This window comes from Thalassospira sp. CA1 (assembly GCF_059052855.1).
Genome location: NZ_JBZCIA010000011.1, coordinates 1 through 24,763, shown reverse-complemented (window position 1 = coordinate 24,763; position 24,763 = coordinate 1). Strand labels below are relative to the sequence as shown.

Sequence of the window (24,763 nt, the reverse complement as noted above, 5' to 3'; positions counted from 1 at the left end):
AACTCGGAGAATCAAAGATGGAAAGCAGTCTGCGCGAAACGGCCATTGCCCATGCACCGTTTTTTGTTACCGCACCCGGCGAGACGGATGTCTTGTTTACCATTATCGCCTGGTTTGTGGTGTTTGCCGTCTTCGGGCTTGGCGCGCTGTATCTCAGTTTGCATGCACTGCCTGAACGGATGGCGCATCACGCCAATCACACGCAAATCCAGCTGATCAGCATCCTGACGCTGTTGGCGCTGTTTACCCACAATAACCTTTTTTGGCTGGCTGCGCTTGTGATTGCGGTGGTTCAGGTGCCCGATTTCTATTCCCCGATCCAGTCGATTGCCCAGTCTGTCCGGGCAATGGCGCGGAAAAAGGGGGCGATAGACGACTCGGACCCGCCGAGCAATTTGATGGCGCAGGAGGCCTCAAAAGATGTTTGAGCTTCTTCTGTGTTCGATCTTTACCATTCTGCCCGATTACCTGTTCCGCAGATTTAAGCAAGGCAAGAGGATTGGTAAGGAAATCACCCTGTTTTCCGTCTGGTATGAGCTGCGCTACGGCATTGTTGGCTGTGCGATCCTGACGATCACGCTTATTGCGACTATTTTCTATTTCCATCCATCGACCATGAATGTGTCGTCATTTTTCAGAACCGTGACGATCCTGCCGGAAAAGGGCGGGCGCGTGGTCGAGATTTATGTCGATAACGATCAGGTCGTCGCGGGCGGTGATCCGCTGTTTCGCATTGATAACCGGGTTGAACGCGAAGCCGTCGCCATGGCCGAGCAACGCATTGCCGAAATCCGCGCCCAGATGGATGTCACCCGTGCCGACCTTGCCGTCGCCGAGGGCAATGTTGAACAGGCACGTGGGGCCTATAATCAGGTGCGTGACGAGCTTGAAGTCAAAGCCGATCTTTTGTCGCGCGGGAACAATGCGGTATCACGCCGCGAGGTCGAACGCCTGGAAGTATCGCTGACAACCCGGCAAGGCGGGCTGAACGCCGCCCTTGCAAGCATGACGGTGATTGAAACCAAACTTCAAAGCCTGCTTCCGGCGCAGCTTGCCAATGCGCAAGCAGCGTTAAGGTCGGCAGAGGCGGAGCTTTCCAAAACTGTGGTGCGTGCCGGTGTGGCCGGAAAGATCCAGCAATTTGCCCTGCAGGTTGGTGATTATGTTAGCCCGGTTCTGCGTCCGGCGGGAATCCTGATCCCGGAAAAGGACGGGGAGACGATCTATCAGGCGGGCTTTGCCCAGATCGCAACACAGGTGGTCAAGCCTGGTGTGATTACCGAGGTCACCTGTGCGTCATTGCCGTTTGAAATCATCCCGATGGTGGTGACCGACGTGCAGCCGGTCATTGCCGCCGGCCAATTCCGGCCAACGGACCAGTTGCTTGATATCACTGATCGCGCAAGGCCGGGCACCTTCCTTGCCAAGATGGTGCCGCTTTATCCGGAAACGATCCGTGATGTGCCACTTGGCAGTAAATGTGTCGCCAATGCCTATACCAACACCCATGATCAGCTTGAAGATCCTGATATCGGAACAGGGCGGTGGCTGTTTTTGCACATGGTGCAAACAGTCGGTGCGGTGCATGCGGTCCTGTTGCGCGTGCAGGCATTGATCTGGCCGATCCAGACTCTGGTCTTTGCGGGACACTAGGGCCGGGCATTAGGACTTTACAGCCGGTCGTTTTTGGTTGGATATAGGGCCATGTCGATCCTTAAAATTGCCCGGATGGGCCACCCGGTACTGCGCCGCGTTGCAGACCGTGTCGAAGACCCGCTTGATCCAGAAATTCAGCGCCTGATCGCTGATATGAAGGACACCATGAAGGATGCCGGGGGCGTTGGCCTTGCGGCACCACAGGTATTTCAGTCCTTGGCGATCATGGTCTATTACGTGCCCGCACTTCGCAAAAGCGATGATCCCGACGATGGCGAGGTGCCCTTAAGTGTCCTGATCAACCCGGAAATCGAGCCGATTGGCGATGAAATCGTTGATGGCTGGGAAGGGTGTTTGTCGATCCCGGGCCTTCAGGGGGTGGTGCCGCGATGGAACAAAATCCGTTACCGCGGGTTAAATGAGAAGGGCGAAAGTGTTGAACGCACCGCCGGTGGTTTCCATGCCCGCGTGGTTCAGCACGAATATGATCATTTGATCGGGGTGATGTATCCCGAACGTATGGAAGATATGTCGTTGCTTGGTTTTAACGAGGAATTGCGCGAAAACCCGCCCGAGACTAACTTTAGACAGTCGGCGACAACTGACGCAGCATCTGATGACGAGGAGGCCTGAATGTCTGTTACTGAAAGCATGACCCGTCTGCAAGCCCAGCGCGAAGCACTGGTCGAGGCAGCCCTTGAACATGTGCCGTTTGATGGCTGGACCAAACAGGCACTTCATGCGGGGGCAGAAGACCTTGATCTTGCACCGGGCGAGGTGGATCGGTTGCTTCCCAATGGCATTCGTCAGGCCATCGTTACCTATGTCGAGATGACCGATCGCAAGATGATCGCCGCCCTTGATGAAAAGGGCCTTGAGAACCTGAAAATTCGTGACCGCATCGCAACGGCGGTCAAGACCCGTCTTGAGCTGCTCGAGGGGCAAAAGGACACCGTGCGTGCGGCCCTTGCCTTCATGACCCTGCCGCAAAATGCCGCCCTTGGTCTGAAACTGACCCATGGGACGGTGGATGCGATGTGGGTGGCGGCCGGTGATACCTCGACCGATCATAACTGGTACACCAAACGCATGTTGCTGGCTGGTGTCTATGGATCAACCCTTGCCTATTGGCTGGATGACACGTCCGAAGGCCATGCCGATAGCTGGGCATTCCTGGATCGCCGGATTGGCAATGTCATGCAGATCCCGAAAATCACCGCCAAGATTGGCAAGGCTGGCAAGTTTGCCGCAGCACCCTTCAAAATGGGGGCAAAGATTGCGCGCTGCATGCCGACACCGGGCCGGATGCGCCGCCAGTTTGGTGGCTGATACAAAGGCCGTCAAAAAGCCCGATGAAAAACAAAAACGCCACCGCGCATTGTGCCGGTGGCGTTTTGAGTTTTGAGGGAAGGAAACTTTTGCGAACGCAGTGATGCGGCCTGATCAGAAGGTATTGGTCAGGAAGCTTAGAAGCGTCATGTCAGGTTTGTTGGCTTCTTCCATTTCAGACGCCAGATCAATCTCGATCGGGTTTTCCGGGCGCTGTGGTTCAAGCTCATCCTCAATCAGGGTCTTAAGCGCGTTGGCGTCATCGGCTTCCTGAAGGTCATATTTTGCCGGCTTGGCAGCAAGGGCGACCAGTTCGGACGGCGGGGTGCCCATCCAGATGCCCTTTTTGTTGTCCTTGGCGAACTGCTGATCACGCAGATAGGTGGTGCAGCTCGGATGGGTGTCGCAGCTGACCATATCGACCATCGCCCACCCGGCGCGCAGGATCAGGCGGTTCAGATCGACCTGACCCATCTGGCATTCGGTCAGCATCGGGAACAGTTGAACGTCCGAGACCTGCTGACATTTGATCGCATAGTTTTCAATGATGCGATCAAGTGCCTGGGCAGCCGCTGCACCACACTGGAATTCGACCGAACCGGCCCGGCAGATCATGCCGGGTTTTGGCGCGCGAATGCCAAACAATTCGACAATCAGATTGCCAAAGCGCAGCTTGTCGCCTTCGATCACATCCGGGAATCCTGCGGCCCCCGGTGTGGCCGTGGCTTGGTTCGTGCGGCTTTCAACAGCGATCAGGCCAAGGGTCAGTGAAAGAATGATCAGAAGTTTTTTCATCACATGTCATCCGTAAAGAGTTTCCTGCCCCTTCAACAGCAAACCGGATGCCAATCAACTGGGCATAAAATGCCAGTCGGGTAATGCTTTGTGTAACGTTATGAATCACATACGAAAAAGCCCCGGACACGCTTGGCATCCGGGGCTTCTTCTTGTTTTGGTCGGTGGTCAAGTTTACCTTATTTCGGCAGAACCCAGGTCACATGGCCCATCTTGCGGCCGGGCTTTGCTTCGGCCTTGCCGTAAAGGTGCAGTTTGGCATTCGGCTCGGTCAAAATTGCCTGCCAGTCATTGATGTCATCACCCAAAAGGTTCTTCATGCGGGCCTTGGAATGATGGGCCGGGTCGCCCAGCGGCAGGCCGCAAACAGCCCGGATGAACTGTTCGAACTGACTGGTGATGCAGGCATCAATCGTCCAGTGACCTGAATTGTGCGGACGCGGGGCGACTTCATTGACCAAAATGTCACCATCGGTCGTGACAAACATTTCAACCGCCAGAAGCCCGACAAATTCCATCGCGCTGACCAGCCTGATCGCGATGTCTTCGGCCTTTTTCGAAAGGTCGTCTGCGATTTCTGCCGGGGCAACGGTGACATCAAGGATGTGATTGGTATGCACGTTCTCAACCGGGCAGAAACAGGCGGTGTCGCCTTTTACGCCACGGGCAACGATCACGGAAATCTCGCGCTCGAACGAGATGAAGCCTTCAAGGATCGCCTCGGCCCCGCCCATTTCAGACCAAGCTTCGGCAAGGTCGGTATCAGCGGCAATCTTGACCTGACCCTTGCCGTCATAACCCAGTTCGGTGGTTTTCAGAACCGATGGACGGCCAAGCTTGGCAACGGCGGCCTCGAGATCAGCAAGGGATCGAACCGCCTCAAACGGTGCAGTACCAATGCCATGATCATTGCAGAAGGTTTTTTCGCGCAGGCGGTTTTGCGAAATGTGCAGGCATTTCCAGCCCGGACGGACCGGCACAATATCGGCCAGCAGTTTGACGCTGTCATGCGGGACGTTTTCAAATTCAAACGTCACAACATCGACATCCTCGGCAAAGGCGCGCAGCGCATCAAGGTCGCTGTAATCGGCAACAGTTGCCTTGGCGCAGACCTGTTCGGTCGGGCTATCGGCGCCGGGGCCAAATACATGGACCTTATAGCCAAGCTCCGCCGCACAAAAGGCTGCCATACGGCCAAGCTGACCGTTGCCCATAATGCCAATGGTGCTGCCCGGGGCGATGATGCGCGTGTCGAAATCCGTCATGTATTCCTCGATCAAAACTCGCCCATCTGTCGGGCAATCGTCAAATCTGGTGCAATCAAACAAAAACGCGCCCCGTCGGGGGCGCCTTTTTCAGATCAGGAGATCAGGGTGCCGGGTCGACCGGCTCGTCTGCGACCGATGCGGTCTGGGCTGCGCGCCAGTCATCAAGGCGGGCTGCAAGGCCATCATCCATAAGCGCCATGATTTCGGCCGCCATAAGACCGGCATTCTTGGCACCGGCAGAACCAATGGCAAGGGTTCCAACCGGAACGCCGCCCGGCATCTGAACAATGGACAGCAGGCTATCAAGGCCCTTAAGGGTACGGCTTTGAACCGGAACACCCAAAACCGGAAGCGGGGTCATGGCCGCTGCCATGCCCGGAAGGTGAGCCGCCCCGCCGGCACCGGCGATAATGACCTTAAGGCCGCGCGACTTTGCCGTTTTGGCATAGTCATACAGGCGATCAGGCGTGCGATGGGCGGAGACGATCTTGGTCTCGTACGCGACGTTCAACGCATCAAGGACATCTGCTGCATTTTTCATGGTTTCCCAGTCTGACTGGCTTCCCATGATAATGCCGATGACCGGGGTTTGATCGCTCATAGTGGCGGCTCCGTTTCGGGCGGTTTCATGAAGGCCCGCATTATATGCAGCAAGTTCTATCATGCAAGCTTGCTTGCGGGATTGTCTTATCGGGAAAAGCCTTGTATATGATGTTGACCTTATTAAGAAATTCATGAAGTAATGGCAAATCGCAGCCAATGTCACTCAGGATTGAAAATCTTGGTGAATTAATTGCGTTTTTGATCTATTATTTACCATTGCCTTATATAACTGTGCAGGTAGCACGCGAAGGTCAGACATGAAAGTCACAAGACCAGGATCAATGACACCCTCTATGGGGGGCGGGGATGGACGATATCCATCAAGCCCTTACGGGATTCTTGCATATGGCAAGGATGCGGGCCGTCGTCGTGCGCCAAATCAGGACCATCAGGTTGATATCGACACCGACGCCATACCGGATCCGGTCGACAAGACACCCTATCACACCCCCGATATCGCAAACGTTCTAGGTATTCCGGATCAGCAGGTTACACCTGCGGTAGAACAGGCGATTGGTCGTCTGATGGTGCGCATCAATGGCCTGACCGAAAATCTCAATGAACTGAAGCAACGACAGGCTCATCTGGCCCGCAATGAGGGCCGCGATCCCTTTACCGGGGCGATCAGTCGGCCGGCCTTCATGCAGATCCTTGAAAACGAAATGTCACTGGTTGGTGCGGATCGGACAAGCCGCATGGTTTTGATGTGCGAACTGGCCAATCTTGACGACATCCTGCAACTTCACGGGCAGGACTGCAAAGACGGCCTGTTTAACTATGTCCGGCGCATCATGGCCGACTTCATCATGGCGCCGCATCATCTGGGATATCTCGGCTGCAATGACTTTGCGGCCCTGATGTACAATGTTGACGAGGAAGATGTCTGGCAACGCGTTGACGCCATCACCAGATGGCTTGATCAACATCCCTATACTCACAAGGGCAAACCGATCCCGGTTGTGCCGGTATTCGGGCTTTACCACGCGCAAAGCGGCGATACGCCGGCCTCGGCCCTGAAGGCGACAGATGCGGCATTGCGTGCGCACAAGGAAATGTATCTGGCCCGGCTGGATCGCATTCCGCAGGGCATCTGATTACTTCCCATTTTACATCAGGCAGATTTTGACGTGGCCGACGGTAAATCAGGCGATAATGTCTGGGACCAGCTGCGACTCGATATAAAGGATTTCGTCCTTCAGGGCCAATTTGCGCTTTTTCATCCGGCCAAGACGCAGTTGATCATGATGGGGGGCCTGAACCATTTGTTCGATGGCGACGTCCAGATCACGGTGTTCCTCGCGGAGCGAAAGAAGTCTCTTTTCAATCTCGATCTGATTGATTTCGTCCATTTTTGATCCAGCTTAATAACCAATGCGAGGGGACAGTGATAATACCAGATATCATGTTGGCAACCCATATGATTTGTACCACCCTGTAAAACAAATTTGCCACGATCGGGAAGGAAACAAATGCGCATCGGAGTTTTGACCAGTGGCGGTGATTGCGCCGGATTGAACGCGGTTATTCTTGCGGTGGTCCGCCGTGCGGTTCTTGGCTATGGCTGGGATGTTGTCGGTATTCGTCAGGGAACCCATGGCCTGATGCAGGACCCGCCCCAGGCCATTGACCTTAATGATCAGGTCAATAGTGACGGGTTGCTGCGCCTTGGCGGTACGATCCTTGGCACGGTGAACAAGGGCGATCCGTTCCATTATCCGATGCCTGATGGCAGCTTTGCCGACCGATCAAGCGAAGTCATTGAAGGCTATCACAAGCTTGGCCTTGATGCGCTGATTGGCATTGGCGGCGATGGCAGCATGGCGATCCTGCATCGTTTGGCCAAGATGGGCGGTATCAATCTGGTGGGGATCCCCAAGACGGTTGATAACGACCTTGCCCAGACGGAATATTCCATCGGCTTTACCACGGCGGTGAATGTCGCAACCGACGCCCTTGATCGTTTGCAACCAACCGCGGCATCCCATGAACGGATCATGATCCTTGAGGTCATGGGCCGTGATGCCGGGCATATTGCCCTGTTTGCTGGGGTTGCGGGCGGGGCGGATGTCATCCTGATCCCGGAAATGGATTATGACCTGGATGAGCTTAGCCAGCATTGCCTCAATATCCGCAAAAGCGGCCGCAACCATGCGCTGGTGATCGTTGCCGAGGCGGTCAAACGTGATGACGGATCGGCGGTAACCCTTGGCGATGATGGCCAGAAGGTCCGTTATGGCGGCATCGGTCATTGGCTTGCCGATGAGCTTGGCGCACGCACCGGTTGGGAAACCCGTGTGACGGTTTTGGGGCATGTCCAGCGCGGCGGCACACCATCGCCGCGTGACCGTGTGATTGCATCGGCCTTTGGCGTGCATGCGGTGGATTTGATCGCAGAAAAGAAATTTGATCGTGTCTGCGCCTGGCAGCAACGCAAAGTCGTCGATGTTGCGATGGAAGATGTTATTGTCGGCCCTCGGCTTGTTGATACCCAAGGCACGATGGTTTCGACTGCCAAGGGGCTTGGCGCCTATATGGGGCATCCGCCGAAAGTCGCCAGAACGGCCAAAACCGTTTGATATCCAATAAAAACACAGCAGGTTGGGAATGGATCAGGAAGAAGTCTGGGCCTTTACGGTCGCGATGTACGGTCGCGATGGCGTCGCCAAGATGTGTCTGGATCTTCAGGAACGCTGTGACCTTGATGTGAACATGCTGCTTTTTATGTTCTTTCTGGGCCAAAAGGGGGTGGCACCGCTGAGCATTTCAGCACTTGAGGCATCTGTGCGTGACTGGCGCGAAAACGTGATCAAGCCACTGCGCCAGACAAGGCGATACCTGCGCGATGATCCGCGTGCCAGTGCACAGGAATTGCGCCAGAAGGTCAAATCAGACGAATTGCAGGCCGAACGGATTGAGCAGCACATCCTGTGCGACGCGGTTGAAACCGTGCCCAGTGACGATCCAATGGCCGCAGCCCACGCCTATTTGTCCCCCAACCGGTTTGCGTTGGATCAGCAGGCTTGTGACAAGGTGCTTGGCGACCTGACCCGGATAATGGGGATCGCCTAGCGGCGGGTTATTCTATTCGCGTGTTTTGGGTTTGCCGGTGACCGGGATTGGATTGGCGGCCTCGGTATCGCCCCAGCGGGCGGTTTCGGGCAGATCAATCTCAAACAGATCAAGAATGCGTCCGCAGCTTTGGGTCACCATTTCATCAAGGGATTGTGGCCGGGCATAGAATGCCGGGACCGGCGGGGCAATGATTGCGCCGTTTTCTGTGGCAAGCGCCATATTGCGAATATGGCCGGCATGAAGCGGTGTTTCGCGCGCCATCAGGACAAGACGCTTACGCTCCTTAAGGATCACATCGGCGGCACGCGCGATCAGATTATCTGCGACTCCGCTTGCGACCTCGGCCAGAGACTTCATCGAGCAGGGGGCAATGATCATACCGCGGGCGCGAAAAGAACCCGACGCAATCGATGCACCGATGTCGGCATTGTCATGGACAACGTCAGCCATCTCCTTGATTTCGCGGATTTTAAAATCGGTCTCATAGGCGATCGTGCGCTCGGCTGCTTTGGAAAGAACCAGATGAGTCTCGATTGGCGTATTTTTCAGCAACTGTAAAAAACGTATGCCGTAAATCACACCCGATGCGCCGGTTATGCCAATGATAAGTCGATCTTTTTGCGTCATGCCAATCCTTGCCGGGCTGTGTTCTTGTTCACGTTTCTGATCGAAACACTGGAAATCATGTTACGAAATTAATACCATCTTGTTGTGGGCAATGTCAGATATAAGGAGTAGGCGAATGAGCGTTCAAAGCCATATCGAAGCTCTAACTGCCAAACATGCTGCACTAGAGCAGGAACTCCACCTCGAGACGCGCCGCCCGGCGCCCAACGATTCCGTTGTTGCAGACATTAAACGCCGCAAGCTTGAAATCAAGGACGAGATAAACCGAATAACCCATTAGCCGTTGTGGCATGGCCAAACGCGTGATCAAGAACACGCGATCCCCCATGCGAACGGTTTGACGACCTCAAAGATTTCCTAACTCTTGCTTTTGCCGCCTCATCTTAACGCCCACGCTTGAGGCGGCAACTTTATGTCTGCACTTCAAAATCACGGGCAACTTCCCACATTCATCATATCGCTGCAAACAGATACGAACGCCCTTACTGAGGGGATCAATCGCGTGTCTGTTTTGAGTAATTGTAATCCGCAGAAACCAAGGATTACAGGGCGCTACCAATGTCTAAGGGGTATGTGCAAATTAAATCGGTATTATGATGCCGATTTACGAGCATATAGCTCCGCATGCGTCCGAATTCGACGCCAGACCAAACGCCGCGGGAGGGTATTTCACCAATGACCGGTCGCTATCAGGAAATCTACGAACGTTCGATCGCCGACAAGGAAGGCTTTTGGGCAGAAGCTGCTGAAAACATTTCCTGGTACAAGAAATGGGATCGCGTTCTCGATGACAGTAACGCGCCGTTTTACCGCTGGTTTGTCGGTGGCAAGGTCAATACCTGCTATAACGCACTGGATCGTCACATCGAAAATGGCCGTGGGGATCAGGCGGCCCTGATTTATGACAGCCCCGTCACCAACACGGTTCAGACATTCACCTATTCCCATCTGCGCGACGATGTTGCCCGCCTTGCAGGAGCACTGCATGCGCGCGGTGTGACCAAGGGCGATCGGGTGATCATCTATATGCCGATGATCCCGCAGGCCGCGATGGCGATGCTGGCCTGTGCGCGGATCGGCGCGATCCATTCTGTTGTATTTGGCGGTTTTGCGTCCAACGAACTGGCGACCCGTATCAATGACGCCAAACCAAAATTGATCCTGACCGCAAGCTGCGGCATCGAAGGATCGCGCGTCATTGAATATAAACCGCTGCTCGATAAAGCCATTGCCATGGCGGATCACAAGCCCGAAAGCGTCATTCTGTTCCAGCGGCCACAAAGCGATGCGTTGCTGATGGATGGCCGTGATTACGACTGGGAAGTCGAATGTGCCAAGGCAGCACCGTCTGACTGTGTCCCGGTTGATGCCACCGATCCGCTTTACATCCTTTACACGTCCGGCACGACCGGCCAGCCCAAGGGCGTTGTTCGCGACAATGGCGGGCATATGGTGGCCCTCAACTGGTCGATGAAGAACATCTATGATGTTGATGCCGGTGATGTCTACTGGGCAGCGTCTGACGTTGGCTGGGTGGTTGGCCATTCCTATATCGTTTACGCGCCGCTTCTGGCTGGTTGCACGACGGTGATGTATGAAGGCAAACCGGTCGGAACGCCGGATGCCGGTGCGTTCTGGCGGGTCATTTCCCAACACAAGGTCAAGGTGCTGTTTACGGCACCGACGGCATTCCGTGCGATCAAACGCGATGACCCCAAGGCCGCTCATATGGCAAAATACGACCTTGGCAGCCTTAAGGCGCTGTATCTGGCGGGTGAACGTTCTGATCCCGATACCCTGCAATGGGCGGAAAACAGCCTTGGCGTTCCGGTGATTGACCACTGGTGGCAGACCGAGACCGGCTGGTCTATCTGCGCCAACCCGCGCGGGATTGAATTGCTTCCGATCAAGTACGGTTCGCCGACAGTGGCGGCCTGCGGTTGGGATGTGCAGGTTCTGGACGAGGCCGGAAAGCCGCTTGAACGCGGTCAGATTGGTGCGCTTGCCGCCAAATTGCCGCTGCCACCGGGGACGCTTCCGACCCTTTGGCAGAATGATGACCGGTTCAAGTCATCCTATCTTGAAGAGTTCCCAGGCTTTTATGCCACGGGGGATGCCGGCTTTATTGACGAAGACGGCTACATCTACGTCATGTCGCGCACTGATGACATCATCAACGTTGCCGGGCACCGCCTGTCGACCGGGGGCATGGAAGAGGTCCTTTCAAGCCATCCCGATGTTGCCGAATGCGCGGTCATTGGTGTGCATGATGATCTTAAGGGGCAATTGCCGCTGGGCTTTGTCGTGTTGAAGTCTGGGGTCACCCGCCCGCATGACGCGATCTTGGCCGAAGTCGTTGCCATGGTCCGTGATCAGATTGGACCGGTGGCGGCATTCAAGAAGGCAACTGTGGTCGAACGCCTGCCCAAGACCCGATCGGGCAAGATCCTGCGCAAGACCATGCGTTCCATCGCCGATGGTGAAAGCTACAACACCCCGGCAACGATCGATGATCCGGCAATCCTTCCCGAAATCGCCGAGGTCCTCAAAGAAATCGGTTATGCAAAATAGATAGACCCGTCCATCACAGATGCAAACTCCCGCTCCCAACTTAACGGAGCATCCTTGCACCCGCTTTTGCTTTCAAAAGCGGGTGCTTTTTTTAGGATCAAGTTTTGGGAATGATCGGGCTGTTGTCGCCAAGCGGCCGTTGCATCAGGACCGAGTCAAGCCAGCGGTCAAACTTGTAGCCGACCTTTTTGAAGGTACCGACCATTTCAAAGCCATGGCGTTGATGCAGGCTGATCGACGCCTGGTTCGCACTATCCCCGATCACGGCAACCATTTGGCGCCACGGGCCTTCTTCACACCGTTTAATCAGGGCCGCCATCAGAAGGCTGCCAACCCCCTGGCCAACACAATCATGGGCCACATAGATCGAATTTTCGACCGTATGGCGATAGGCCGTGCGTGGGCGATAGGGGCCAGCGTAGCAATAACCCACAATAGTATTGCTGCGGATCGCAACAAGATAGGGCAGGCCTTTATCGCGAATGGCGGCGAACCGATTGGCTATTTCGGCCTCGTCAGGTGCCGTTTCCTCAAACGATGCCGTGCCATGCAGAACATGGTGGCGATAAATCGCCGTGATGGCCGGGATGTCGTCACGCGTGGCGTCGCGGATGGTGATGTTTGGTAACAGGGCTGTGGCATCGTCTTGGGCTGCGGTGTTCGAAGGCATGTTTTTTATCCGGCATGATGATGTTTGAGCTGACATTACGCCCAAATACATCATAAGTTTAGCTTTGATAAATTATGCACAGCATAAGGAAAGGTTTGGTATGCGTGCACTTAACCTTGATCAGCTTCACGCCTTTGCCGATGTTGTGGCACTGGGAAGTTTTTCTGCCGCAGCCGATAAGCTTAATCTCAGTCAGCCTGCCATCAGCCAACAGGTGCGTCAGCTTGAAACCCGCATGGGTGTCAAATTGATTGAACGCGTTGGCAAACGTGCCGAAGCCACACCGGCGGGATTGGCCCTTTTGGCCCATATCAGCGACATTGATGCATCTGTGCGCGCGGCCGAGGACGCCGTGGCCGGATTTTCAAGTGGTGCAGCCGGTCGCGTGCGGATCGGAACCGGGGCGACGGCCTGTATCTATTTCCTGCCGGCAATTCTGGAAAAGCTTCAACGCAGCTTCCCAAAACTCGAAATCATGGTTCGCACTGGCAATGCTGGCGATATCGTTCGTGCGATTGAGGATAACAAGCTCGATATCGGCCTTGTGACCATGCCATGCAGTGGGCGCAGCCTTTCGGTAACGCCGATCATGACAGATCCGTTTGTCGCAATCTTTCACGCGGATGCCGATGTCGGGGATGTTATTCGCCCTGTCGATCTGGAAGCGATGCCGCTGGTGCTTTATGAACGCGGCGGGTTGACGCGCACATTGGTCGATGATTGGTTGCGCAAATCCGGGGTTAATGGCCGTTCGGTCATGGAACTCGGCAGTGTGGAGGCGATCAGGGAACTTGTCGGGGCAGGCATCGGTGCGACGATCCTGCCCGAAATGGGTGCAAGACCAGATCGAACCCAATTTCCCATCAAGACCCGCCCGTTATCACCGCCACTCGTGCGCGAACTTGCTCTCATCATGCGTCGCGACAAAACTCTGACACCGGGGCTGCAGGCTGTCTGCAACAGCCTTAAAGCAGCCGCTGACGGGCGCAAAACTGTTCCGTAAACCGGTCAGTCTTCGTCTGAAATGAAGAAGGTTGGAAAATCCGCATCCGGCTCCGGCGCGTGAAGCGCGACACCAGCCGTCGTGATCATTTCAGCGATATGATCCGGGGGCGGGCAATCGGTGAAGAACGCACTGACATCTCGGATGGAGCCGCCGCGCACAACGGCGTTGCGTCCAAACTTTGTGTGATCGGCAACCAGATAGGATTTCCGGGCATTTTTCAGGATGGCGGATCGGGCGCGGACTTCCTGTTCATCGAAATCAAGAAGGCTGCCATCCGGATCAATCCCGCCGACGCCAAAGATGCCGAAATCAACCTTGTAGCTGTTAAAGAACGCCTCGACCTCGGGACCCAGAACATCGCGGTCACGGTTGCGCAGGCGCCCGCCAATCAGGGTCACCTCAAAGCTGTCATTGGTGGCCGCGACATAGGCGACATTGAGGTTATTGGTGAAAATCCGAAGATCGCGATGTTGCAACAGCGCATTGGCAACAAGTTCCGGGGTGGTACCAATCGAAAAGAACAGCGACGCCCCGTTGGGAATTTCGCGCGCCACCAGGGCCGCGATCTTGCGCTTGTCATTGACATTCAGAACCTTGCGCGCCCGATAGGCGATGTTTTCATGCTCAAGGGCGGGTTCAACACCGCCGTGGCGACGGCGGAGCAAGCCCTCATCACACAGCGCATTCACGTCGCGCCGAATGGTTTGCGGGGTAACGTCAAAGCGTTCTGCAAGTTGTTCGATGGTGCGAAAGCCATCTGCACGGACAAGTTCGACAATGCCTGCCTGGCGTTCGGTTGGGCGTTTTTGCATGGAAACGTGTCTTCGGTGTTGTTCATTTGAAAAGCAGCCGAATGGTATGTCGGGACCATGTCGGTTGCGTTACCGTTTCACGGCAATACTATGAAACAAACCTTACGCAAGCAGGGCGTAAACCCCAACGAAAAAGGCCGCCCAACGGGCGGCCTTTGAAATTCGATCAGGATTTGAAGAGGTTTTCGGCCGCTTCCATGTAATCGGAAGTTTTCGGCTCGTCTTTCTTCTCGTCCTTTTTCTTGCCGGGATAATCCGGTTCCGGATTGATCTGGAGTTCTTCGGGCAGCGGATCCGGCTCGACATCCTTGGCGATCTTTTCCGGGTTCTTCGAACGGGCAATCACGACCTGTTTTTCAAGGTCAAGCTCGGTGCAAAGGCCCATGGTGACCGGGTTGCGCGGCGTCAGGTTGGCCGAGTTCCAGTGCGAACGATCACGGATCTTGCCGATGGTGTCCTTGGTGGTGCCGATCAGCTTGCAAACCTGCGCATCGGAAAGTTCCGGATGGTGTTTGAGAAGCCATGCAATCGCATTCGGGCGGTCCTGGCGTTTGGAAACCGGGGTATAGCGTGCACCCTTCGACTGCGCGCGCGGGCGCGGCAGGTCGGATTTCGCCATTTTCAGGAATTCGCGCGGGTCTTTCTCGCAACGCGCGATTTCTTCTTTGGTCAGCTGACCATTGGCAACCGGATCAAGGCCAACGATACCCTGGCCGACGTCGCCGTCTGCGATGGCCTGAATTTCAAGCTCATGAAGTTCGGTAAAGGCAGCAATCTGCCGGAACGACAAGCCGGTATTGTCGATAAGCCATACAGCGGTTGCTTTGGGCATGAGGGGCTGTGCCATATTTCCTCCTGTTTCCTTCTTTCTCTCTGGAGACCGGCGATGGGTATAAGGCCCAAAAAGCGCGGGAATGTCTGCCCCAGAATATAATCTCTTTAGGTGGTCCGGCAATGCAGCAAGGTCAACCGCGGGGGTTGCTGCGCATCATCGGATCCGCCATTGCGTTCTTTTCGATCAATGTGCGGGTAAATGCAACAATCTGTTGCGGCGTTCTGAAAAGAATATTTCTTTCAGGACCGCAAGCATAGCAATGTTGCCTTGGATCGGTCAGATAAAACTTATCAGACCTTCGTCCATACGCGATCAGTCGACTTCCAGTATCACTTTTCCGATGTGCGCGCCACCCTTCAATGTGGCATGTGCCTCCGATGCCTGTTCAAGCGGGAAGGTCTTGTAAATTACGGGCGCAACTTGACCGGATTCCAGAAGCGGCCAGGCTTTTTCGCGCAACGAATTGGCAATTGCGCCTTTGTTGGCAACTGGCTGCGCACGCAGGGTTGATCCCATCAGCGTCAGACGTTTGAGCAACAGCGGGGTAAAGTTGGTTTCCGCTTTTGGTCCGCGCAAAAAGGCAATGATCAGAATGCGCGCTTCAAAGGCAGCAGCCTTGAAATTCCGGCTAACATAGTCGCCTGCGACCATATCCAGAATAACATCTGCGCCTTTGCCATCGGTTGCGGCTTTGACTTCTTCGACAAAGTCCTGGGTTTTGTAGTTGATCGCGACATCCGCCCCCAGGTCACGGCATGCCTGACATTTTTCATCCGATCCTGCGGTGGCAATCACCTTGGCGCCAAATGCCTTGGCAAGCTGGATGGCGGTGGTGCCGATCCCCGATGTGCCACCATGCACCAGAAATGTCTCGCCCGCCTTCAGCTGTGCTTTGTCAAAGACGTTGTGCCAGACCGTGAAAAAGGTTTCCGGAACCCCGGCGGCAGCTATCATCGACATGCCTTTGGGCACCGGCAGGCATTGCGCCGCGGGCACTGCGGCATATTGGGCATAGCCGCCGCCGGTAACCAGTGCGCAAACCTTATCCCCGCATTTCCAGTCAGTGGCGTTTGATCCAACGGCAACAATTTCGCCCGACAATTCAAGGCCCGGGATTTCTGACGCACCGGGCGGGGGCGGATACATGCCGGCAACTTGCATCAGGTCCGGTCTATTCACCCCACTTGCCGCAACCCGCACCAAGACATCATCCGGGCCATGGTCCGGCACCGCGACATCACCCAGCACAAGGGCAGGGGTGTCGGTGTCTTTCGTGATCTCGACGGCTTTCATCTTTTCGGGAAATTCTGGATTGGACATCGGGACCTCGTTGGCGAAAACTGCGTTTTATACCTATCTAGGACATGAAGGAAATTCAATGCCCCTGACCTGACAGGGAATAATGGAGGATGATTGTGGACGAAGAAGAGTTTGCTGTTCTCAAATCGGGTGAATTTGGCTTGCCGCGCAATCTTGAAGGAATGTCGGTCACCGGTCTGAAAGACTATCGCGCCGCGCTGGAGCGTGAAATTAAACATGTGGATGAGACGCTCGAACACCGCAAATGTGTGACCGAGGGTGCAGAAGCATTGTTCAAGAGCTGACCCCCATCTGGATGCTTCGGAGCGGCATGTTCGATTACTAGACGTGAGGATGGTTTTTTTAAACCTGCGGTTAATTGAAAATTAAACTTGCCGTCTTATATGTGGAATAGAGGGTCATCTGATGGCTCTCTTGTCGAACGTGATGTTTCGATGCCTCCCTGTTAAACTGAGCCGCCCTTTTTTGGGCGGTTCTTTTTCTTTGTGATTGATTTTTAGCGACTTAGCGGCCTGCCAAATAAGGCAGCGCGCATCTGTGTGTGCGTATTAATCTGCAAAAAGGTACGGGTTAATACGTATTGTCACATTTGTGCCATGAATAGCCTTGACCGCCTCTTAAGCGCTGGCTAAAGTTCGCACACAACAAAAACAAAACCAAAAAAAGTCCGGCAAGTTTAGCAGGTTGAGGTGAGACCGCCCCGAAAGTGGGCGGTCTTTCTATTTGCGCAATTCCCGTCTTGAAGCCGCTCAAAACCTTCCCAATATATTCAGGATGACTCACGAGCATCCCCCGACGTCAAAGGCGGCGTCGTATCAAAGCAATTTCTCGGTTGTTCATTTTTCGCGTACCTACGATGAAGCCTTTACACTGCTGATAGAGGCACGGAATTACCTTTCCGCCCATCGAGGCCAAAGCAAGAAACAGGGCAGTCGCGAAGCCGTTGCACAATGCGTCGAAGAGATGCGCATGACCACGCGATTGATACGGGCAATGGCGTGGCTTCTTGCCGTGCGCGCTGTTGAAGCGGGGGAAATCCCCTGGGAAGAGGCTGTCGATATCGATGATCTGATGGTCGATCTTCGGGTCTGTACAGTCAATCCGCACGAGGAATATGGTTTCCTCTCGCCCGGGCTTCTCGACCTGATGGGGCGCGCCCATTCACTTTATATGCGTACCGCCCGTATGGAATTGCAGGTCGCCGCGCGCTGCAACGGCTAATAGACTGCAGCCTTACCCGAACATCGTTTTTGCCCAGGACTGGTTGCGGCGCGGTTGGTTGATAACCGCGCATAGCGCATTCTGGTGATCACGGGATATAGAAGAGGGGCAGCTCAGCTGCGGGCTTGAACCTGAAAGACCTCAATCGGGTCGGTAAAGCCCTTCATCTGGCGTGTGCCTTGCGAGACAAAGCTTGCGCGACTGCCGCTATAGGTATTCTTGACGTTTTCCGAAACCAGCGTTTCGTCACCGCCAGCTTGCGCACAGACACGTGCGGCAAGCTGCACCACACTGCCAAACAGGTCGTTTTCCTCGGCAATGGCTTCACCGGCATTGATGCCGATGCGGATCTGGAATTTCAAATCCTGGCTGGCATTGTGGGATGCCATGTTTTTCTGGATTTCAATGGCGGCTTCTACCGAACTCGCCGAGGATGGGAACACGGCCATGATGCCGTCGCCCATATGCTTTACTTCCTTGCCATAATTGTTGATCAGGGCCGTGCGCACGATCTGGTTATGGATATGCACCATCTGCTGCGCGCCATGATCCCCCAATTCCTGGGTTTTGGCTGTGGAATTGACGATGTCGGTAAACATCAGGGCATGAAGCTTCTTGCCACCGGCACCTTGTGGGCCTGCTGCGGGCTTGTCGCTCCAGTCATTGATTGCTTTGGCAACCGATGACGTGATGCTCTTTTCATCTTTGATATAGGCGTCCATCGACTGGCGGCCCGCGCCATACATATCCTTGTATTTCGGCTCAAGAATATAGTCGTCGACATTCTTGCAGAATGTCTCGGCCATGCTTTTGTTCGCGCCCATTGCCGAAATGCAATCCTGTAAAATGACGCGCCCGTCTTTTTGATCCAGTGCGTGTTTTTCACTGCATGCGTCACAGGCCCCGGCGACATAAAGGTTCACGCCAAACTTGTGATAGGCATCAAGCGACGTCACTTTACGCTGAATGGCTTCGATCGATCCGGTGATGAAGTCGCGCATCTGTTCGCGCGTCGCCCGCATTTCGCGTGTTTCGACCAATGGTTTTTCCGGCGTATCGTCAATCGGCTCCGGTGCGGCCTCTGCCGGTGTGTCGTCCTGCGCGTCTTCTGCGACCTCTACGTCCGTGTCACCATCCTCACGGGCCATTTCGGCCGCCATTTCCGCAGCTGACTTGCGGCGCACATCCGAACCAGATCCCTGTGCGACGCCCGGGCGATTGCCAGCGCGGGCCGTTTTCGACCCTGTCGAACGAAAAGACGCCATCGAAGATCTGCGGGCACGTCCCTTGAACTTTTTGGTCAGCGCCATCAGCATCGGTACGACGCTGGCCAAAAAACCAACGGTGAAGGACAGGAAGTTGGCTTTGTCATAAAAGCCCTGACTGATCTTGAGCCCCATTCCCGGCAGGAATTCAAGCCCCTTGGCCGCAAGCAACATGGTGGCAAGGCCAACCGCAATTGCAACACAAAAGGCGACCATCATCTTAAGGCCAAGACCAATAAGGGTCTGGCTTTCTGCAACTGATGCAGACGGGCGAACAGCTGCGGGTTTCTTTTCGCTCGCAGGTGCCGCATCGTTGGGCTTGTCGGCAGATGTATCTGCCTTTGGTATCATTGGTGCGGGGGCAGGACGCTGCGCATCGGCCTTGGGCGGGGCTGATCGATTTGGTTTTGCCTGTGGGTTGGTGTTTTCCAATCTGCCCTGACCGCGCGTTTCGTAAATCACATATTCGTCAGAGCTGTTGGTTGCGTGGTCGTAAACCTCGCGAATGACTTTCACGCCCGAAACGTGATTTGCGCGCTCGATCTGTTTGGCTTCTTCTTCTGCCTGCTTTCTTTGCGCACCAGTAAAGTGACCGTGGATCTGCCACCGGCCTGAACGGTCTTTAACATAGACCTCATAGCTAACCTGGTTACGTGCTGTCACTTGATTCATCTAAGAGCCTGATCATGCGTGCAAGCAGAACAGGGCAGCAGAATCGGTGCCGCCTTATCCTAACGAATGGGATTATGGCAAAAAAATGCCGAAATCACCATCAGATATGCTCAATAACAGCCAAGAGTTGTTCCAACCACAGCTTTTTACCGTCGGCAGCTATGCAAATTCAGGGTTTAGACAAAGAAAAACGCCCGCGGCATCAAGAAGATGCGACGGGCGCTGATCCCACAGAACACAGAAGCGTGTTCTTTGCTTAGTTGCCGATATTGAAACCAGCGAAGCGCTTTTTGAACTTAGCAAGCTGCCCGCCGCTGTCCAGAAGACGGTGAACACCAGTCCAAGCCGGGTGGCTTTTCGGATCGATGTCGAGCTTCAACACATCGCCCGGATTGCCCCAGGTCGACTGCGTGGTGAAGGTGCTGCCGTCAGTCATCTGAACGGTGATCTCATGGTAATCGGGATGGATATCTTTTTTCATCGCCTATCACTCCGGAATTTGAAGCGCGGTGTATAGTGTAAAAAATCGGCTCGCGCAACCCCTGTAACCGGTAATTATCCGATTAACGCCAAATGAGGGGAGTGCAGTAGCGATCAGGCGGTCGTTTAACAGTGGTTGACCCATGTTTCAAGCTTTTCTCGCACCCGTGCTTATGCATACTTGCACAGGCCTCTTTATATAGTATGGTGCGCCAACAATTGATTGTCGCCTTGCCGGGGCATTGGACCCCGATGATAGACGGAGAATATGACTGTGGCCCTTGAGGAAACCCGCTTCCATCAGCTTGCAGACGAAACCATCGAAACGCTGTCTGATGTTATTGATGATGCCTTGGGCGATGACCTTGATGTTGATCTGCAGTCCGGCATCCTGACCATCGAACTCGATTCGGGCGAGCAATTCATCATCAACAAGCATGGTCCGAACCGGCAGGTCTGGCTTTCTTCGCCAGTCAGTGGGGCAAGCCACTATGACTTTGATGAAGACAACGAAACCTGGACCTCGACCCGCGGCTCGACCACGCTCCATGATCAGCTTTCGGCTGATCTCGCTGTCAAAACCGGGAACAAGCTTGATCTTGGCTGATCTCTTCATATCGGCCGCGTGGTTACCACTGCATACGGAATAAAGTGCCTTGGCGCGTACACCGACTTCTTCTGCAAAACTTACCGATCGTGAAACCAGCCGGAACCTCTCGTCGCTCCGTGCCATTGTCCCGTTCGTCACAAAATACCGTTTGCAGCTGTTCGGCGCGCTGATCGCACTGGTGACAGCATCTGGCACCGTACTTGCGCTTGGCAATGGCCTGCGCATGCTGGTTGACGAAGGCTTTGCCGAAGGTGACGGCTCGCTGCTGGATCGGGCATTGTTCGTTCTGTTTGCAGTAACCCTGTTGCTGGCAGGCGCAAGCTATATGCGTTTCTTCCTGGTTTCCTGGATCGGGGAACGCGTGGTTGCCGATATCCGCTCCGCCGTCTACCGCCATATCATCCGACTGGACTCAGCCTTCTTTGAAGTCACAAGAACCGGTGAAGTTCTTTCGCGTCTGACGACCGACACCACATTGCTTCAGGCCGTCATTGGCTCAAGCGTCTCGATCGCCCTTCGCAATGCCTTGATGTTTGTCGGTGGTCTGACGATGTTGGCCATCACCAGTCCCAAGCTCACAGCCCTTGTCTTGTTGGTTGTGCCGTTGGTTGTCATTCCGATTGTCGGCTATGGTCGGCGCGTGCGGCGTTTGTCGCGCGAGTCCCAAGATCGGGTCGCCGACGTCAGCGCCTTTTCCGAAGAAACGCTCAATGCGCTGCGCACCGTGCAGGCCTACACACACGAAGAAATCGAAAGCCAACGTTTTAGCGGCCATGTCGAAGGGGCCTTCAGAACAGCGGTCGCGCGTATTTCTGCCCGCGCCCTTCTGACCGCGATTGTTATCGTCATGGTGTTTGGTGCGGTTGGCACCATCCTGTGGATTGGTGGTCATGATGTGCTTGATGGCACGATCTCGGCGGGGGAGCTTTCGGCCTTTGTCTTCTATGCCGTGGTGGTTGCCGGTTCCGTTGGCGCCATCAGTGAAGTGATCGGTGATTTGCAACGCGCGGCTGGTGCTGCGGAACGCCTTGTTGCGTTGCTGTCGACTGAACCTGAAATCAAGGCGCCGGAAAACCCCGTCGCGTTGCCAGTACCCCATCAGGGGCATGTCAGTTTCGAAAACGTCACCTTCCATTACCCAGCACGCCCGGACCGCTCGGCCCTTGAGGGGCTTAGCCTGTCGGTCAAGCCGGGCGAAACGGTTGCACTTGTTGGTCCTTCGGGGGCAGGCAAGACCACGGTGTTCCAGCTGTTGCTACGTTTCTATGATCCGGCAAGTGGTGTGATCAAGGTTGACGGGATTGATATCAAGACGGCCGATCCGGTCGCCGTGCGCGAACGCATTGGTCTTGTCGCACAGGATCCGGTGATCTTTGCCGCCAGTGCGTGGGACAACATCCGCTATGGCCGTCCGGGGGCAAGTGATGCCGATGTGCGTGCGGCTGCTGACGCTGCGCACGCCAGCGAGTTCCTTGACCGGTTGCCGGATGGCTTTAATACCTTCCTGGGTGAAAAGGGGGTTCGCCTGTCGGGCGGTCAGCGTCAACGCATTGCGATTGCGCGCGCGATCCTGCGCAATCCGGCCATCCTGCTTCTGGATGAAGCCACCAGTGCGCTGGATGCCGAAAGTGAACAGGTTGTTCAAAAGGCACTTGAAACCATCATGAAAGAACGCACCACGCTTGTGATTGCGCATCGTTTGGCAACGGTTCTGCATGCAGACCGGATTGCTGTGATTGATGATGGCAAGCTGGTAGCAGTCGGGACGCATCAGGAACTGCTCGAAAGCTCCCCGCTTTACGGGCGCTTGGCCAAGCTGCAGTTTGAACGCGACGCAGCTTGATCTCAGGTTAAAGCCAAAGCGTGCTGTATAGTGGTTCTCTATCGGCTTTCTTTATCGCCACATTCTCCCGACCCAAAACTTTGGGCCTAAGCTTTAACAGTGCAGGCATTGGTCTCGGTGTCGAAGAAACAAAAAACCCGCCACAAGGGCGGGTTTTTTATTTTGGACCAATCGGGGTCTTATTCGGCGCTGGCGATCTTGCGGTTGCCGATTGACAGTTCAGCATACTGTTTGCGCAACACATCAGAATCCGCAAGGAAGCGATCAAGCTCTTCACCCTTAAGCGTCTTGCCGCTTGGCATCTTCACGCGGATCGGGTTGACCTGTGCGTTGTTTTGCAGGATCTCGTAATGCAGGTGCGGACCGGTGGAGCGGCCGGTTGTGCCAACATAGCCGATGATATCGCCCTGCTTGACCCGTGATCCCTGCTTCAGGCCTTTGGCAAAGCCATTCATATGGGCATAGGCGGTGGCATAGGAATCATTGTGGCGGATCTGGATGTAATTTCCATAACCGCCATTGCGGCCAATCTTGGCAATCGTCCCGTTACCGGCGGCAAAGATCGGTGTGCCGGTCGGGGCTGCGAAGTCGATCCCCTTATGCATCTTGGTGTAGCCAAGAATCGGGTGCTTGCGTTTGCCATAACCCGATGACAGACGTGCGCCGTTGATCGGTGTGCGCATCAGCGCGCGGCGATAAGATTCACCCTTCTGGTTATAGAAGTCGGTTTCGCCGTTGCTGTCGGTATAGGAATAAAGCCGAACCTCATGACCGCTCAGTGTCATGCTGGCATAAAGCACATCGCCATAGCGTACGCGTTCACCGGCATCGTTTTTCAGTTCCTGATACATGATCTCAAAACTGTCGCCCGGCTGAATGTCACGCTGGAAGTCGACTTCATAGGAATAAAGTTCGATCAGTTCCATCAGAACCGGGATCGGAACACCGTTGCGTTCCGCTGCCAGAAACAGGCTTTGCTCGATCGTGCCCGACGCAACATTGCGCGAAGGTGTCAGTTCGATTTTGTCCGAGGATGCCTGATAGCCGTCATCAGTGCGCGAAACCGAAACAATGGTTTCCGGGTCCGGCTGGAAGCTCATCTGGTCCAGAAGTTCGATATCGTCCTGCCCGTCAGCAGCATAAACAAGGTCGAATTCCTGACCGGCACGCAGCTTGCGCGGATTAAAAACATCGCGCAGGGCTTCTATCGCGTTATAGGCAGATGTCCGCTCAAGGCCTGTGGCGGTCAGTGTCGCCATCAGGTTGGATCCCTTTTCAAGGACAACCGTCTCGCGGCGTGGTTCAAGATCCGGGATACTGGCGGTTTCGGTGACGTCGGCGTCACCCCCCATAACATGGCTCTCTGCAGCGCTGGCAGACAGGGCAGTATCCGAGGCGTTCGAATAATGATCAGATAGCAGATATCCGGTTGTTCCCCCCAGAATTACCATCACGCTCGCAATAGAAACCAAGTCTCTTCCGGCCATTGCCGCAGAACTCCCCTAAAAGCCATTTGTCAGTTCACCCGGGCCGTCGCTCTTGTTGGCAACATCGCCAAGAACCTTATACATAAAAGATTTGGCGATGTGAAATGCGAATTGCCGCAGGTAAAAGTGGAACCCGTCCCGACATAATGGCGCGATTTCCTTTACGAACCGTTGAGGGAATCCTGCTGCCTTGGTCACGATGGGCGGCGATCATGTGCCAGCCCACAGTGGCAAGAACATGGCAGCCGAAAACAAAATGAAATCCAGTTCACAGGGCCGCCGATCAAGTGCGCGATATGACATATATATATGTGTCGCTCTCTGGCTGTTCTTGATATGGGCAAACGACGGCTTCTGATGTGGCAAATCGACTATATGGAATGACGGGCATGTCGACCGATCTGATCCATGTTTAACCACGGTTTTTCAACCACGGGATGAAGGGTGAATTCCCCCGGTTCCGGCCAGTTTTGACCCTTTTTACAAAAATGTCTTTTTCTGACGTTTTTTCTCAAAAAAGGGTTTGACAGTTTTGGGAGTGGGGCCTATAACCCGCCTCCACCGACGGGGTGCGGCGCCAACGAGACGGCGACGCGGACTGAGCGGTTCGGGGCTTCGGTC

The 24,763-nt window shown here is 54.8% G+C and carries 26 protein-coding genes and 1 pseudogene; 15 read left to right on the top strand and 12 right to left on the bottom strand.

Annotated features, from left to right (window positions below):
* The first annotated feature begins 17 nt into the window (after positions 1 to 17).
* From AC5Q5A_RS16735 to AC5Q5A_RS16720, 4 genes are read left to right on the top strand one after another with little or no spacing between them, the layout of a single operon-like run.
* On the top strand, positions 18 to 428 hold the full coding sequence (locus tag AC5Q5A_RS16735; protein ID WP_493895960.1) for a hypothetical protein: 411 nt from the start codon (positions 18 to 20) through the stop codon (positions 426 to 428).
* Positions 421 to 1,653: an HlyD family secretion protein gene (locus AC5Q5A_RS16730; protein ID WP_493895959.1), complete on the top strand. Its 1,233-nt coding sequence runs from the start codon at positions 421 to 423 to the stop codon at positions 1,651 to 1,653. The genes AC5Q5A_RS16735 and AC5Q5A_RS16730 overlap by 8 nt, the downstream gene beginning before the upstream one ends.
* 51 nt (positions 1,654 to 1,704) lie before the next feature.
* The gene (gene def, locus AC5Q5A_RS16725) at positions 1,705 to 2,289 is read left to right on the top strand and encodes a peptide deformylase (protein ID WP_475351039.1); all 585 of its coding nucleotides are present in this window, start codon (positions 1,705 to 1,707) and stop codon (positions 2,287 to 2,289) included.
* Positions 2,290 to 2,985: a COQ9 family protein gene (locus AC5Q5A_RS16720; protein WP_493895958.1), complete on the top strand. Its 696-nt coding sequence runs from the start codon at positions 2,290 to 2,292 to the stop codon at positions 2,983 to 2,985.
* 114 nt (positions 2,986 to 3,099) lie between these two features.
* Here AC5Q5A_RS16720 and AC5Q5A_RS16715 read toward each other — a convergent pair whose 3' ends face one another.
* From AC5Q5A_RS16715 to purE, 3 genes are all read right to left on the bottom strand, one after another.
* Entirely contained in the window at positions 3,100 to 3,780 is a 681-nt protein-coding gene (locus tag AC5Q5A_RS16715; protein ID WP_210513936.1) for a thermonuclease family protein, read from the bottom strand.
* Positions 3,781 to 3,959: 179 nt separating this feature from the next.
* On the bottom strand, positions 3,960 to 5,045 hold the full coding sequence (locus AC5Q5A_RS16710; protein ID WP_493895957.1) for a 5-(carboxyamino)imidazole ribonucleotide synthase: 1,086 nt from the start codon (positions 5,043 to 5,045) through the stop codon (positions 3,960 to 3,962).
* 103 nt (positions 5,046 to 5,148) lie between these two features.
* Positions 5,149 to 5,649: a 5-(carboxyamino)imidazole ribonucleotide mutase gene (gene purE, locus AC5Q5A_RS16705; protein WP_008891667.1), complete on the bottom strand. Its 501-nt coding sequence runs from the start codon at positions 5,647 to 5,649 to the stop codon at positions 5,149 to 5,151.
* Positions 5,650 to 5,932: 283 nt separating this feature from the next.
* Between purE and AC5Q5A_RS16700 the strand changes: the two genes are divergently transcribed.
* Positions 5,933 to 6,745 (top strand): GGDEF domain-containing protein, encoded by an 813-nt coding sequence (locus AC5Q5A_RS16700; protein WP_040824468.1) that lies wholly within the window; start codon positions 5,933 to 5,935, stop codon positions 6,743 to 6,745.
* A gap of 48 nt (positions 6,746 to 6,793) precedes the next feature.
* Here AC5Q5A_RS16700 and AC5Q5A_RS16695 read toward each other — a convergent pair whose 3' ends face one another.
* Positions 6,794 to 7,000, bottom strand: coding sequence for a YdcH family protein (locus AC5Q5A_RS16695; protein WP_008891665.1), 207 nt, complete (start codon positions 6,998 to 7,000; stop codon positions 6,794 to 6,796).
* 120 nt (positions 7,001 to 7,120) lie between these two features.
* Between AC5Q5A_RS16695 and AC5Q5A_RS16690 the strand changes: the two genes are divergently transcribed.
* Positions 7,121 to 8,227, top strand: a complete 1,107-nt coding sequence (locus AC5Q5A_RS16690) for an ATP-dependent 6-phosphofructokinase (RefSeq protein ID WP_210513932.1) — start codon at positions 7,121 to 7,123, stop codon at positions 8,225 to 8,227.
* Positions 8,228 to 8,255: 28 nt separating this feature from the next.
* On the top strand, positions 8,256 to 8,720 hold the full coding sequence (locus AC5Q5A_RS16685) for a TIGR02444 family protein (protein WP_493895956.1): 465 nt from the start codon (positions 8,256 to 8,258) through the stop codon (positions 8,718 to 8,720).
* Between the two features lie 12 nt (positions 8,721 to 8,732).
* On the opposite strand, the gene AC5Q5A_RS16680 is transcribed toward AC5Q5A_RS16685, so the two are convergent.
* A complete protein-coding gene (locus AC5Q5A_RS16680) occupies positions 8,733 to 9,350 on the bottom strand; it encodes a UbiX family flavin prenyltransferase (RefSeq protein ID WP_064779464.1) in 618 nt (205 codons plus the stop codon).
* Between the two features lie 115 nt (positions 9,351 to 9,465).
* Here AC5Q5A_RS16680 and AC5Q5A_RS16675 point away from each other — a divergent pair, with 115 nt between their 5' ends.
* Positions 9,466 to 9,630, top strand: a complete 165-nt coding sequence (locus AC5Q5A_RS16675; RefSeq protein WP_008891661.1) for a YdcH family protein — start codon at positions 9,466 to 9,468, stop codon at positions 9,628 to 9,630.
* Positions 9,631 to 10,025: 395 nt separating this feature from the next.
* Positions 10,026 to 11,921: a propionyl-CoA synthetase gene (locus AC5Q5A_RS16670; RefSeq protein WP_493895955.1), complete on the top strand. Its 1,896-nt coding sequence runs from the start codon at positions 10,026 to 10,028 to the stop codon at positions 11,919 to 11,921.
* A 97-nt stretch (positions 11,922 to 12,018) separates the two neighbouring features.
* On the opposite strand, the gene AC5Q5A_RS16665 is transcribed toward AC5Q5A_RS16670, so the two are convergent.
* Positions 12,019 to 12,591 (bottom strand): GNAT family N-acetyltransferase, encoded by a 573-nt coding sequence (locus tag AC5Q5A_RS16665; protein WP_493895954.1) that lies wholly within the window; start codon positions 12,589 to 12,591, stop codon positions 12,019 to 12,021.
* Between the two features lie 100 nt (positions 12,592 to 12,691).
* On the opposite strand from AC5Q5A_RS16665, the pseudogene AC5Q5A_RS16660 reads away from it, so the two are divergent.
* Both AC5Q5A_RS16660 and AC5Q5A_RS16655 read left to right on the top strand, forming a co-directional pair.
* Positions 12,692 to 12,871: pseudogene (locus AC5Q5A_RS16660) on the top strand (helix-turn-helix domain-containing protein); the annotation flags it as partial.
* A 51-nt stretch (positions 12,872 to 12,922) separates the two neighbouring features.
* Positions 12,923 to 13,594 carry a LysR family transcriptional regulator substrate-binding protein gene (locus AC5Q5A_RS16655; RefSeq protein WP_493896037.1) on the top strand — a complete coding sequence of 224 codons (672 nt, stop codon included), beginning with the start codon at positions 12,923 to 12,925 and terminating at the stop codon, positions 13,592 to 13,594.
* Positions 13,595 to 13,599: 5 nt separating this feature from the next.
* Here AC5Q5A_RS16655 and AC5Q5A_RS16650 read toward each other — a convergent pair whose 3' ends face one another.
* The 3 genes from AC5Q5A_RS16650 to AC5Q5A_RS16640 form a co-directional block, all read right to left on the bottom strand.
* On the bottom strand, positions 13,600 to 14,409 hold the full coding sequence (locus tag AC5Q5A_RS16650) for a DeoR/GlpR family DNA-binding transcription regulator (protein WP_493895953.1): 810 nt from the start codon (positions 14,407 to 14,409) through the stop codon (positions 13,600 to 13,602).
* A gap of 166 nt (positions 14,410 to 14,575) precedes the next feature.
* Entirely contained in the window at positions 14,576 to 15,256 is a 681-nt protein-coding gene (locus tag AC5Q5A_RS16645; RefSeq protein WP_008891656.1) for a DUF1013 domain-containing protein, read from the bottom strand.
* A gap of 300 nt (positions 15,257 to 15,556) precedes the next feature.
* Positions 15,557 to 16,564 (bottom strand): NAD(P)H-quinone oxidoreductase, encoded by a 1,008-nt coding sequence (locus AC5Q5A_RS16640; protein ID WP_493895952.1) that lies wholly within the window; start codon positions 16,562 to 16,564, stop codon positions 15,557 to 15,559.
* Between the two features lie 89 nt (positions 16,565 to 16,653).
* Between AC5Q5A_RS16640 and AC5Q5A_RS16635 the strand changes: the two genes are divergently transcribed.
* The gene (locus AC5Q5A_RS16635) at positions 16,654 to 16,848 is read left to right on the top strand and encodes a DUF1192 family protein (protein WP_493895951.1); all 195 of its coding nucleotides are present in this window, start codon (positions 16,654 to 16,656) and stop codon (positions 16,846 to 16,848) included.
* Between the two features lie 490 nt (positions 16,849 to 17,338).
* Positions 17,339 to 17,785, top strand: a complete 447-nt coding sequence (locus AC5Q5A_RS16630; protein ID WP_475351029.1) for a DUF1465 family protein — start codon at positions 17,339 to 17,341, stop codon at positions 17,783 to 17,785.
* A 113-nt stretch (positions 17,786 to 17,898) separates the two neighbouring features.
* Here AC5Q5A_RS16630 and AC5Q5A_RS16625 read toward each other — a convergent pair whose 3' ends face one another.
* The gene (locus AC5Q5A_RS16625; RefSeq protein WP_493895950.1) at positions 17,899 to 19,722 is read right to left on the bottom strand and encodes an adenylate/guanylate cyclase domain-containing protein; all 1,824 of its coding nucleotides are present in this window, start codon (positions 19,720 to 19,722) and stop codon (positions 17,899 to 17,901) included.
* A gap of 256 nt (positions 19,723 to 19,978) precedes the next feature.
* Positions 19,979 to 20,203, bottom strand: coding sequence for a 50S ribosomal protein L31 (gene rpmE, locus AC5Q5A_RS16620; RefSeq protein WP_008891651.1), 225 nt, complete (start codon positions 20,201 to 20,203; stop codon positions 19,979 to 19,981).
* A gap of 267 nt (positions 20,204 to 20,470) precedes the next feature.
* On the opposite strand from rpmE, the gene cyaY reads away from it, so the two are divergent.
* Positions 20,471 to 20,809, top strand: coding sequence for an iron donor protein CyaY (gene cyaY, locus AC5Q5A_RS16615; RefSeq protein ID WP_063088989.1), 339 nt, complete (start codon positions 20,471 to 20,473; stop codon positions 20,807 to 20,809).
* A 49-nt stretch (positions 20,810 to 20,858) separates the two neighbouring features.
* Entirely contained in the window at positions 20,859 to 22,655 is a 1,797-nt protein-coding gene (locus tag AC5Q5A_RS16610; protein WP_120224613.1) for an ABC transporter transmembrane domain-containing protein, read from the top strand.
* A 179-nt stretch (positions 22,656 to 22,834) separates the two neighbouring features.
* Here AC5Q5A_RS16610 and AC5Q5A_RS16605 read toward each other — a convergent pair whose 3' ends face one another.
* Positions 22,835 to 24,007 (bottom strand): M23 family metallopeptidase, encoded by a 1,173-nt coding sequence (locus tag AC5Q5A_RS16605; protein WP_210513914.1) that lies wholly within the window; start codon positions 24,005 to 24,007, stop codon positions 22,835 to 22,837.
* Positions 24,008 to 24,763: the final 756 nt, after the last annotated feature.

Bases quoted from the DNA above. Each gene is read 5' to 3' on its own strand.
- AC5Q5A_RS16735 (WP_493895960.1), top strand. From the start codon at position 18: ATGGAAAGCAGTCTGCGCGAAACGGCCATTGCCCATGCACCGTTTTTT.
- AC5Q5A_RS16730 (WP_493895959.1), top strand. From the start codon at position 421: ATGTTTGAGCTTCTTCTGTGTTCGATCTTTACCATTCTGCCCGATTAC.
- def (WP_475351039.1), top strand. From the start codon at position 1,705: ATGTCGATCCTTAAAATTGCCCGGATGGGCCACCCGGTACTGCGCCGC.
- AC5Q5A_RS16720 (WP_493895958.1), top strand. From the start codon at position 2,290: ATGTCTGTTACTGAAAGCATGACCCGTCTGCAAGCCCAGCGCGAAGCA.
- AC5Q5A_RS16715 (WP_210513936.1), bottom strand. From the start codon at position 3,780: ATGAAAAAACTTCTGATCATTCTTTCACTGACCCTTGGCCTGATCGCT.
- AC5Q5A_RS16710 (WP_493895957.1), bottom strand. From the start codon at position 5,045: ATGACGGATTTCGACACGCGCATCATCGCCCCGGGCAGCACCATTGGC.
- purE (WP_008891667.1), bottom strand. From the start codon at position 5,649: ATGAGCGATCAAACCCCGGTCATCGGCATTATCATGGGAAGCCAGTCA.
- AC5Q5A_RS16700 (WP_040824468.1), top strand. From the start codon at position 5,933: ATGACACCCTCTATGGGGGGCGGGGATGGACGATATCCATCAAGCCCT.
- AC5Q5A_RS16695 (WP_008891665.1), bottom strand. From the start codon at position 7,000: ATGGACGAAATCAATCAGATCGAGATTGAAAAGAGACTTCTTTCGCTC.
- AC5Q5A_RS16690 (WP_210513932.1), top strand. From the start codon at position 7,121: ATGCGCATCGGAGTTTTGACCAGTGGCGGTGATTGCGCCGGATTGAAC.
- AC5Q5A_RS16685 (WP_493895956.1), top strand. From the start codon at position 8,256: ATGGATCAGGAAGAAGTCTGGGCCTTTACGGTCGCGATGTACGGTCGC.
- AC5Q5A_RS16680 (WP_064779464.1), bottom strand. From the start codon at position 9,350: ATGACGCAAAAAGATCGACTTATCATTGGCATAACCGGCGCATCGGGT.
- AC5Q5A_RS16675 (WP_008891661.1), top strand. From the start codon at position 9,466: ATGAGCGTTCAAAGCCATATCGAAGCTCTAACTGCCAAACATGCTGCA.
- AC5Q5A_RS16670 (WP_493895955.1), top strand. From the start codon at position 10,026: ATGACCGGTCGCTATCAGGAAATCTACGAACGTTCGATCGCCGACAAG.
- AC5Q5A_RS16665 (WP_493895954.1), bottom strand. From the start codon at position 12,591: ATGCCTTCGAACACCGCAGCCCAAGACGATGCCACAGCCCTGTTACCA.
- AC5Q5A_RS16650 (WP_493895953.1), bottom strand. From the start codon at position 14,409: ATGCAAAAACGCCCAACCGAACGCCAGGCAGGCATTGTCGAACTTGTC.
- AC5Q5A_RS16645 (WP_008891656.1), bottom strand. From the start codon at position 15,256: ATGGCACAGCCCCTCATGCCCAAAGCAACCGCTGTATGGCTTATCGAC.
- AC5Q5A_RS16640 (WP_493895952.1), bottom strand. From the start codon at position 16,564: ATGTCCAATCCAGAATTTCCCGAAAAGATGAAAGCCGTCGAGATCACG.
- AC5Q5A_RS16635 (WP_493895951.1), top strand. From the start codon at position 16,654: ATGATTGTGGACGAAGAAGAGTTTGCTGTTCTCAAATCGGGTGAATTT.
- AC5Q5A_RS16630 (WP_475351029.1), top strand. From the start codon at position 17,339: ATGACTCACGAGCATCCCCCGACGTCAAAGGCGGCGTCGTATCAAAGC.
- AC5Q5A_RS16625 (WP_493895950.1), bottom strand. From the start codon at position 19,722: ATGAATCAAGTGACAGCACGTAACCAGGTTAGCTATGAGGTCTATGTT.
- rpmE (WP_008891651.1), bottom strand. From the start codon at position 20,203: ATGAAAAAAGATATCCATCCCGATTACCATGAGATCACCGTTCAGATG.
- cyaY (WP_063088989.1), top strand. From the start codon at position 20,471: ATGACTGTGGCCCTTGAGGAAACCCGCTTCCATCAGCTTGCAGACGAA.
- AC5Q5A_RS16605 (WP_210513914.1), bottom strand. From the start codon at position 24,007: ATGGGGGGTGACGCCGACGTCACCGAAACCGCCAGTATCCCGGATCTT.